We start from the raw sequence: 9,715 nt of genomic DNA, 5'->3' as shown, positions 1-9,715 counted from the left end.
GCGGGCGGCATGAGCCGCCCGCTTGAGGCTATCTGGATCAGACCTTCGCCTTGCTGTTTTCCACGGGGAAGAGGTTCTCTTCCGTCTTCGGATCGAACAGGTGCATAAGCTCCGGATCGAACGTGAAGTGCGCCGTGCCGCCTGCGCGGACATCGTCGAGGCTGAGGCCGGCCGTCGGGATGACGGCAATGACATCGTGGCCGGAGACGGTCATATGCAGGTGCATCTCGCTGCCCATCATCTCGGAGACGTCGATCGTTGCGGGGAAGCCCTCCTGATGCAGGGAGAGGTGCACGGGACGGACACCGACGGTGACGGTGCCTTCCGGCTGCTTGCGGGCGCGCAGGGCGGCCTGCTTGTCTTCCGGCAGGACGATGGACTTGCCGAGCAGCTCGACGACGTACTTGCCGTCCTTCACAGTCAGCTTGGCATCCGGGAAGAAGTTCATCTGCGGCGTGCCGATGAAGCCCGCGACGAACAGGTTCTTCGGATGGTTGAAGACCTCCTGCGGGGTGCCGATCTGCTGGATGAAGCCGTCGCGCATGATGACGATGCGGTCGCCGAGCGTCATGGCCTCCGTCTGGTCGTGGGTGACGTAGACGAATGTGGTGTTGATGCGGGAGCGGAGCTTGATGATCTCAGCGCGCATCTGGTTACGAAGCTTGGCGTCGAGGTTGGACAGCGGCTCGTCCATCAGCAGGACCTGCGGATTGCGGACGATGGCGCGGCCGATGGCGACACGCTGGCGCTGGCCGCCGGACAGGGCCTTCGGCTTGCGGTCGAGGTATTCCGTGATGCCGAGAATTTCGGCGGCCTCGCGGACCTTCTTGTCGATCTCCTGCTTCGGGACCTTCTTCAGCTTCAGGGAGAATGCCATGTTTTCATACACGGTCATGTGGGGGTACAGAGCATAGTTCTGGAAGACCATGGCGATGTCGCGGTCCTTCGGGGCCACGTCGTTCACCAGACGGTCGCCGATGTACAATTCGCCGTCCGTGATCTCTTCCAGACCGGCGATCATGCGGAGCGTCGTGGACTTGCCGCAGCCGGACGGGCCGACGAGAACGATGAACTCACGGTCCGCGATGTCCAGGCTGAATTCCTGAACGGCGACGACGCCTTCGTCCGTGATCTGAAGATTGGCCTTCGGCTCGTCAGAGGTGTGCTCCTTCTTCTTCTTTTTCTTCTTCGTGTCGGCGTTGGGGTAGATCTTTTTGATGTTTTTCAGCGTAACATTTGCCATGCTACCGGCTCTGATCCGGGAGCCTCCGCTTGCCCGGACCTCACATCGGCGCGCGAAGCGCGGATGCATTACGGCAGGTCTCCACACTGCCGCACCGCAAGCCTGCGGTGGGTGATTCCTCCTTATCCGGCGGTCCGCCGCTAACGGGGTGGAGTAGCGACGCCTACCTTAATACCATAAATTGTAGCATATCCTGCCGCGCTCCGCAATGCATTGAACCGCCAAAAAGTGGACCCATAATTTGTGCACCATGACGAAAACGTTTAACATCCCGCAAAAAGTGCGGAAAAGATAGGAAATGGAGAGAACCAAGCAAGGAAAGAGGCCGGCACGGTGACGCACCGGCGGCTCGTACCGGGTTAACGAAAGCAGTGTGCGCCGCTACAGGCCCTGTCGGGCCGGCACACACAAAACCGGGGCACGTCTTGCGGCGTGTCCCGGTCCTATGCGCTTACTGCAGCGCGTACTTCTTTGTATAGGCGTGGTAGAGGTCGGTATAGTCCTTGCTGCCGCCCTCCTTGACCTCGGAGAGATACTCGTGCGTGTCGAAGCTGCCCGCGCTCGTCTCGATGAGAGAGACGGCGATGTTCGAGCAGTGGTCGGACACGCGCTCGTAGTTCGTCAGCAGGTCATTGAGCACGAAGCCGTTCTGGATCGTGCACTTGCCGCTCTGTAGGCGCTCGACGTGCGTCGACTTGGCGGCGGAGATCAGGCAGTCGATGACCTGCTCCAGCGGCTCGACGTGGCGCGCCATTTCGAGGTTGTGCTCGCTGAAAGCGTCGATGGTCAGTTCCAGAATTTCCGTCAGGGCGTTCGTCAGGTTCTGCAGCTCCTTCACGGCATCCTCGGAGAAAACGATGTGCTTGTCGTGGATCTCCTCAGCCGTCTTGCGCAGGTTGACGGCATGGTCGCCCAGACGCTCGAAATCGCCGATGGTGTGCAGCATGTTCGAGACCTTCCGCGAGTCCGCGATAGACAGCGAGCGGCTCGAGAGCTTGACGAGGAAGGTGCCGAGCTTGTCCTCGTAGAGGTCCAGCTCGTCCTCGTGCTTCAGAATTTCGTCTGCCACCTTGACGTCGTAGCTCTGGCAGATATTGATGGCCGAGAGAATCGTCATGCGGGCGAGAGTCGCCATTTTGACCGTCATGTCGCTGGCCTCGCCGACGGCGATAGACGGCGTGCCGAGCAGGCGCTCGTCGAGGAAGGCGTAGGTCTCCTTCTTCTTGGAGGGGCGGATGACAAAATTGGCGAAGCGCTCGAGCTGCTTCGTGAACGGGCACAGCAGCGCCGTGGTGAAGAGGTTGAAGATCGTGTGCACGGCCGAGATGCCGACGGCGTTGATTGGCGTGGCCACAAAGGCGAAATGGAAGATGGCGTGCAGCCCGTAGAACAGGCACAGGCACACCACCGTGCCGATGAGGTTGAACGTGATGTGCACGACGGCGACCTTGCGGGCGTTCTTGTTGACACCGATGGACGAGATGAGCGCCGTGACGCAGGTGCCGATGTTCTGGCCCATGATGATCGGGATGGCAATGCCATAGGAGATCTGGCCCGTGGCGGCCAGCGTCTGCAGGATGCCGACGGAGGCGGCGGAGGACTGGATCACGCCCGTGACGACGGCGCCGACGAGCACGCCGAGCAGCGGGTTCTCAAACGCCGTCAGGATGCTCGTAAAGGCCGCGGAATCCTCCAGGCCGGAAACGGAGCTTCCCATGAGCGTCATGCCGTACATCAGAACGGCGAAGCCGACCAAGATCTTGCCGATGTCGCGCTTGCGGGGCTTTTTGCACATCATGATGAGCACAACGCCGATGAACGCGATGATCGGGGAGAAATTCTCCGGCTTGAGCAGCTGGATCCAGCCCGTGCCGTTCACGCCGGACAACGACAGGATCCACGGCGTGAGCGTCGTGCCGATGTTCGAGCCCATGATGACGCCGATTGTCTGCCCGAGCTGCATGATACCCGAGTTGACCAGGCCGACGAGCATGACCGTCATAGCGGACGAGGATTGGATGGCGATGGTGATGACCGCGCCGAGCGCCATGCCCGCGAAGCGGTTCTTCGTCATCGTTTTGAGGGAGCGCTCCAGCGAGCCGCCTGCCAGCTTACCCAGTCCACCGGACATCACGTTCATGCCATAGAGGAAGAACGCAAGCCCGCCGAGCAGAGTGAAGACCTTCAGAAGCACTGTCATAGGGAAACTCTCTACTTTCTATCTGTATTCGGAAAGGTACGGCCCTACCGCACCAATTACACTATATCGCAGAAAACGGAGCACGTCAAGGCCCATTTTCCGGAATTCCGGATTCAGAGCTTCCTTAGAGCACAAAGCCGCCGTTCACCGGCAGGTTCTGACCCGTGACGAACTCGGCCCCGGCGAGGTAGACCATGGCCCGTGCCACGTCCTCCGGCGTGCCGTTTTTACCGAGCGGTGCCTCCTGTGCCAGCTCCGCAAGCACCTCCGGCGCGACGTTTGCGACCATGTCCGTCAGGATGACGCCGGGGGAAACGCAGTTGACGCGGATGCCGGACGGGCCGAGCTCCTGCGCCAGCGCCTTCGTCAGGGCGAGCACCGCGCCCTTCGTGGCGGAGTAGCACGCCTCGCACGATGCGCCGACCTGCCCCCACATGGACGAGACGTTGAGGATGCAGCCGCTCTGCCTGTGCAGCATGGCGGGCAGGACGGCGTTCACGCAGTGATAGATGCCGCCGACGTTCACGGCGAACAGCCGGTCCCACTGTGCCTGCGTGATCTGCGAGATAAGGCCGTAGTGGCAGATACCCGCGTTGTTCACGAGCACGTCCGTCTCCGGCAGGCACGAAACGGCGTCCAGCACGGCCTGCGCGTCGGCCACGTCGCAGCGGACGGCCTCTGCGCCTGTCTCGGCCGAGACAGCGGCTGCCGCCGCGTCGTTTTTTTCATAGAAAAAGCTCACGGCGTAGCCAGCGGCCGTAAAGGCGCGCACGGCGGCCGCGCCGATGCCCCGGCTGCCGCCGGTGATCAGGGCGTGACGCATGCGCTCGCCTCCTCTCCGTCCGGGATGCGGAACAGCCGCCGCGCGTTGGCGGCGGTCAGCGCGCCCGCTTCCTCCGGGGTCAGGCCGCGCAGGGCCGCGATCTTCGCCGCAACGAGCGGCACATAGCGGCTGTCGTTACGGCGGCCGCGGTACGGCTCCGGAGCCATATACGGGCAGTCCGTCTCGATCAGGATGCGGTCAAGCGGCAGGGCCTGCACGGCCTCGACGGCGCGGCGGGCGTTTTTAAACGTCACAACGCCGGTAAAGCCGATGTACCACCCGCGCTCGACGAGCCACAGCGCCATTTCCGGCGAGCCGGAGAAGCAGTGGAAGACGCCCGTCGCCCGCGGATGGGCGCGCAGGATGTCCATGGCGTCGCCGTGCGCCTCACGCTCGTGCACGATGACGGGGAGGTCCAGCTCCTCGGCCAGCGAAAGCTGCTTTTCAAAGGCCACGCGCTGCTGCGCGCGGGGCACGTCCTCATAATGATAGTCCAGCCCGATCTCGCCGATGGCGCGCACGCGCGGCGAGGCGCACAGGGCGCGGTAGCGGGCAAGCAGGGCGCCGTCCACATGATCGGCGTCGTCCGGGTGGCTGCCGACGGCAGCATAGAGGAACGGATACTGCTCCGCCAGATGCACAGACCGCTCCGAGGACGGCAGGTCGCAGCCGACGTTCATCACCATGGTCACGCCGTGGTTTTTGAGATCGTCCAAAATGGCCGCGCGGTCGCCGTCAAAATGCGCGTCGTCCAGATGGGCGTGCGAATCAAAATACATGGGTCATTCCTCCTCCTGCGTCAGCGGGCGGCAGGTGAACAGCAGGATCTGCCGCGGCTCCTCCCGCAGCACGCGCAGGGCGGCGCGGGTGCGCACGGGGTCAAAGTTTACGAGCGCGTCGTCGAGCACCATCGGCGCATCCGGCGGCAGCAGACGGCGGCACATGGCCAGCCGCAGCGCAAGATACATCTGATCCGCCGTGCCGCAGCTCATGGCGGCGGCGGGACGCATGACCTGCCCGTCCGCCTCGCGCACGGACAGATGCATGTCCGGCTCCAGCAGCACGCGGGGATACTTATTTTCTGTCAGCTCGGCAAGAATATGCCCCGCCTCGGCCGTGATCTGCGGTGAAAAACGTGCGCGGAGCGTCTCGTCGGCGCGGCGCAGGGCCTCGGACGCCAGCTCCACGGCGGCGTTTGCCTCCTCGGCGTCGGCGATCCGGCGGCCGAGCTGCTCCAGCTCCGCCTCGATGCGCACGGCGTCTCCCTGCGCGGAGATCTGCCCGCGCTTGTGTGCCAGCCGGGCGCGGAGCGAGGCAAGCGCCTCGTCGGCCTGCTCGAGGCGGCGGCTGATGTCGGCGGGATCATAGCGCAGCGCCTCTTCGTCCGGCGCAGCATCGGCGGGCGCGCTGCCGACGATGTCGGCCATGGCTGCGATCTGCCGGTGCAGGGACTCAAGCTCGCGGTTCGCGGCCGCGGCGGCCTCCTGCAGCTGCCGGGCGTTCCGCAGCGCGCTGCGCGCCGCGGGGAGACCCTGCGTGCCGGGCGCAAAGCGGGCGACCGCGCCGATACGATCGTTCAGCTCCGCCTGCCGGGCCGTCACGGCCTTCTCCAGCAGCCGCTGCTGCCGTTCCGCAGCCTGCCGGGCCTGCTGCCACTGCGTGCGGGCCTCCCCCTGCCGGGCGGCAAGCCCGGAGAGCGCGGCGGGATCGTCCGTCCCGAACGGCCGGAGCAGGTCCTCGGCCTGTTCGGCGGCCCGCTCGGCCTGCGCAGCCTTCCTCCGCAGCAGGACCAGCGAGAGGACGAAGGCGGCAAGCCCAGCTCCGGCGACGGCAAGGCCGATGGGCAGCGAAACAAAGCACAGCCCCGCGCCCGCCAGCATTGCGGCGGCGCACGGCAGCAGGATCGGGAGTTTTTTCGGCACGCGGACGGCGTGGAGCACGTTCCACTGCACCTGTACGTCCCGCGCGCGCTGCGCGGCCTCATCCGGGCCGCAGCCAGCAAAGCCGGGCAGGTCCTCAGGCTTTTCCGGCAGCTTCACGCCGATGGCGGCGTCGAGCTGGGCCGTCTGCAGGCGCTCGGCGGCGTCCTCCAGACTGCGGGCCAGGAGCTGCAGCATCTGCTCATCCGGAAGCCCCGCAGTCTGCTCCGCCAGCGCAGCGCAGCGGGCGGCAAGTGCCGTTTCGCGCTCCTGCAGCTCCGTCAGACCGGCGCGGCGACGGGCAGCCTGCGCCCGCTCGATACGGGCGCGAAGGTCCTGCAGGCGGCTGCGCGCGGCCTCGGCCCCGGCACAGGCGGCGCTCAGATCCATGGCCTCTGCCTGTGCGGCGCGCAGGGCGGAAAGCTGTGCCTGCAGCTCGTCCCGCCGGGCCTGCAGCCGGGGCAGCAGACCGGTGCGGTAGGTATATTTGTTCTTCAGGTCGCGCAGCTTCTTCTCCAGCGCGGAGGCCGACGGGCCTTCCTCGCCGGTGGTGACAAGGGCGCTCAGCCGCTGCTCGAGCTGGGCGTCGCTCGAAACGGCCATGCCGAGCTGCCGCACGAAGGCCGTTCGCTCAAACACGCTCCGCTCCGCGCCGCACAGCATGCGGCCGCAGTTCTCGGCCGTCAGCTCCGGCACGGGTGTGCCGCTCTCCGTCTCATAGGCGCGGAACACGCCCATGGGCGTCCTGCCCTGCGAGCGCCGCTCGATCGTGACGGCGCGGCCGTTCCAGATCAGGTCGATCGCGCCCTCCATGGAGCTGCCGTCCCACGGACGGTAGCGCTCCTTGGCGGGCAGATTCTGGTTTTCCCGCGTGGCGCGCTCACGCGTGTCGATGCCATAGAGCATCGCCAGCAGGAAGGCGCTCCACGTCGATTTCCCGGCTTCGTTCGGCAGGCACAGCTCGTTGAGCCCCTCATGCAGGGTCAGCGTGCCGTGCAGCTTGCCGAAGTTTGCCCGTAATTGCAGCAGGATCACAGCGGCACCTCCCGTCCGTCCATCAGGGCAAGGCCGAGCCGCGCAGCGCGCGCGACGACCTGCCTCCTTTCGTCTGTTTCTGCGGTCTCAAACTGCGCGTGCAGTCCGTCGAGGAAGTGACCGCGCAGTGTGTCCTCGCCGCAGGCCTCCCAAAGGTCCTGCTTCGGCCGCGTGCGGTCACGCAGGTCCAGACTGAAAAACTGCGGCTCCAGCGCCGCCTGCAGGGCGGCAAGATCGACGGGGGCCGCCTCACCCGTCAGCTCGATGCGGCAGCAGCTGCCCTCGAGCTCCGGCGTCAGGGCCGCGCGGACGGCGGCAAGCGCATCCTCTCCGGCCGGGACGGAAAGGCGCTCATAGCGCCGCGCCCCGCAGGGCACAAATTCCGTGCGGCAGGCGCCCTTTTCGGCCGAAACGAGCAGAGCTCCCTTCTCGCCGCATTCGTCGAACCCCCGGCCCATCAGGCAGCCGGGCCACGCGCACAGCGTGCCGCCGTCGCGCCGCTCGCCGCGGCGGTGAATGTGGCCAAGGGCGGCATAATCCAGCCCGGAGGCCGCCAGCTCGGCGGGGGAAACGGGATTATAGGGCGAGGCCGGGTTCTCGGCGTCGCCGTGCAGGACGAGAATATTCAGACGCGAAGGGTCCGCGGCGCGGAAGCCGTCCAGCATGGCGGGCATCTCCGCGCGCAGGAAGCCCGCGCCGTAGATGTCGAGCTCCGGCAGGCTGATGCGCTCCGGCTCCGCCGTGCGGAAGATATGGACGTTTTCGGGCCAGCCGTTTTCCAGGTACGGCGAGCCGGGCAGCAGAGCATCGTGGTTGCCGGGCGCGATAAAAACGGGGCAGCGGCAGGCCGCCAGCGCGGTCCGAAGCGCCTCGAGCGTGTCGCGGTAGACACGGGCGCTGTCAAACAGGTCGCCCGCCAGCAGCACGGCTGCGCAGCCCTCGGACAGCACGGTCAGACGCTCGAGCACGAGCCGCTGCTCGGCGCGGCGCTGGGCGGCCTTCTCCGGCGGCAGGGCCGAAAAGGCGGAATCAAGATGCAGATCCGCCGCATGCAGCAGCTTAACCATGGATATCCACCCTCCTGACGGCCGTGCAGCGGCCGGTAGCGTCGTCGATCGTAAACAGGCAGGCCTCGAGCTTGCACGGGCCGGGCGCAGGCTCATAGCGGTTGGGAAGATCGCCCCGGAAGCGGCGGATGGACAGCTCCGGCCGGATGCCGAGCACGGAATCGCGCGGGCCGGTCATGCCGAGGTCCGTCACATAGCCCGTGCCCTGCGGCAGGATCATCGTGTCCGCCGTCGGCACATGGGTGTGCGTGCCCCAGACGGCGCTGACCTGCCCGTCGAGCATCCGGCCCATGGCCAGCTTTTCCGACGTGGCCTCGGCGTGCAGCTCCACAAGGATGAGCTTTGTCTGAATTTTGCGCAGGATGCGCTCGACGAGCTGGAAGGGGTTGTCCGGCGTGTAGTCCATGCCGCACCGGCCGATGAGGTCGATGACGGCCACGTCGCCGAACGGCGTTTCAAACACGCCCCAGCCGCGGCCGGGCTGCTGCTGCGGCAGGTTCGCCGGGCGCAGCACCTCGCGCGACCGCTCAAGATAGGGCACGAGCTCACGCCTGCCCCAGGTGTGGTTCCCCATGGTGATGACGTCGGCCCCGGCGCTCAGCAGCTCCTCCGCCTGCGCGGGCAGCATGCCCAGCACGGCGGCGTTCTCACCGTTCACAACGCAGAAATCGACCGACAGCTCCCGGCGCAGCCGCGGGAGCGCCGCCTTGCAATATTTGACACCGGCGGGCGCGACCACGTCGCCGACCGCCAGAATGTTTCGTTCCATCGCAGGATCTCCTTTCCGGACATTGTCCTCAGCTTGTCAAAAAAGTCCTTTCGGACTTTTCGCCAAGCTGAGGCCTTTCCGAATTGCAAAATCAAATTTTGCAGCATGATTTTGCAATTCTGCCGCTGCGGCGGGGGATCAAACGCGAAAGGACACCCTGACGGTTTCCTTTCACACTTTCCTTCCCTCCGTAACTTTCAGCTGAGCGTTATTTTGACAATCTGTGTTCCTCCTTTTCTATTATATCGAAAAACGCCGCAAAGCACAACAGGAAAACGGAAAGTCGTGCCGGACGCACGCGTCTTGTAGGGGAGGGGACAGCCGGGCCCGGCGCTGCACCTGCGTAAGAAACAGGCTGTCAGTAAAACGGTGAATGCCGAAGGTTTGTCATTGCGAGGAGGCCGCAGGCCGACGCGGCAATCTCGGGAAGGCACTCACGATTTCGCCGATGGCTTTCCTGTTATCCAACTTGGTGCTGCGAGATTGCCACGTCGCTTCGCTCCTCGCAATGACACGTCAGGGAAGCGCGAGGTGCACCAGCGCCCTCCTGCGGTTAAATGTCCCTGTACAAGGCGGTCACTCCCCGTAAAGGGGACGCCGCATCCGTAAGGCGGCAAAGCCGCCAACGGCTGCGCAGTGACCGCCGCTACAGACGCAAT

General features: G+C 65.3%; 7 protein-coding genes. All 7 read right to left on the bottom strand.

What is annotated here, in order from left to right; genetic code table 11:
• Positions 1–37: 37 nt before the first annotated feature.
• Positions 38–1,243, bottom strand: a complete 1,206-nt coding sequence (locus WMO66_RS06505; RefSeq protein WP_349135588.1) for an ABC transporter ATP-binding protein — start codon at positions 1,241–1,243, stop codon at positions 38–40.
• Positions 1,244–1,694: 451 nt separating this feature from the next.
• The gene (locus WMO66_RS06500; protein ID WP_349135587.1) at positions 1,695–3,443 is read right to left on the bottom strand and encodes a Na/Pi cotransporter family protein; all 1,749 of its coding nucleotides are present in this window, start codon (positions 3,441–3,443) and stop codon (positions 1,695–1,697) included.
• A 124-nt stretch (positions 3,444–3,567) separates the two neighbouring features.
• Positions 3,568–4,266, bottom strand: coding sequence for an SDR family oxidoreductase (locus WMO66_RS06495; protein WP_349135586.1), 699 nt, complete (start codon positions 4,264–4,266; stop codon positions 3,568–3,570).
• The gene (locus tag WMO66_RS06490) at positions 4,251–5,045 is read right to left on the bottom strand and encodes a TatD family hydrolase (RefSeq protein ID WP_349135584.1); all 795 of its coding nucleotides are present in this window, start codon (positions 5,043–5,045) and stop codon (positions 4,251–4,253) included. Before WMO66_RS06490 ends, WMO66_RS06495 begins: the two co-directional genes overlap by 16 nt.
• 3 nt (positions 5,046–5,048) lie before the next feature.
• A complete protein-coding gene (locus tag WMO66_RS06485) occupies positions 5,049–7,220 on the bottom strand; it encodes an ATP-binding protein (protein WP_349135583.1) in 2,172 nt (723 codons plus the stop codon).
• Complete coding sequence (locus WMO66_RS06480; protein WP_349135582.1) at positions 7,217–8,287, bottom strand: metallophosphoesterase family protein; 1,071 nt, start codon at positions 8,285–8,287, stop codon at positions 7,217–7,219. Before WMO66_RS06480 ends, WMO66_RS06485 begins: the two co-directional genes overlap by 4 nt.
• Positions 8,280–9,056 (bottom strand): TIGR00282 family metallophosphoesterase, encoded by a 777-nt coding sequence (locus WMO66_RS06475; protein ID WP_349135581.1) that lies wholly within the window; start codon positions 9,054–9,056, stop codon positions 8,280–8,282. Before WMO66_RS06475 ends, WMO66_RS06480 begins: the two co-directional genes overlap by 8 nt.
• Positions 9,057–9,715 lie beyond the last annotated feature (659 nt).

Origin of the sequence: Faecousia intestinalis (assembly GCF_040096185.1) — a bacterium.
Taxonomy (GTDB): Bacteria; Bacillota; Clostridia; order Oscillospirales; family Oscillospiraceae; genus JAZOXB01.
This window is presented reverse-complemented; position numbering and strand designations above follow the sequence as displayed.

What these genes read in the sequence shown, in the direction of transcription:
- WMO66_RS06505 (WP_349135588.1), bottom strand. Translation starts at nt 1,243, where the DNA reads ATGGCAAATGTTACGCTGAAAAACATCAAAAAGATCTACCCCAACGCC.
- WMO66_RS06500 (WP_349135587.1), bottom strand. Translation starts at nt 3,443, where the DNA reads ATGACAGTGCTTCTGAAGGTCTTCACTCTGCTCGGCGGGCTTGCGTTC.
- WMO66_RS06495 (WP_349135586.1), bottom strand. Translation starts at nt 4,266, where the DNA reads ATGCGTCACGCCCTGATCACCGGCGGCAGCCGGGGCATCGGCGCGGCC.
- WMO66_RS06490 (WP_349135584.1), bottom strand. Translation starts at nt 5,045, where the DNA reads ATGTATTTTGATTCGCACGCCCATCTGGACGACGCGCATTTTGACGGC.
- WMO66_RS06480 (WP_349135582.1), bottom strand. Translation starts at nt 8,287, where the DNA reads ATGGTTAAGCTGCTGCATGCGGCGGATCTGCATCTTGATTCCGCCTTT.
- WMO66_RS06475 (WP_349135581.1), bottom strand. Translation starts at nt 9,056, where the DNA reads ATGGAACGAAACATTCTGGCGGTCGGCGACGTGGTCGCGCCCGCCGGT.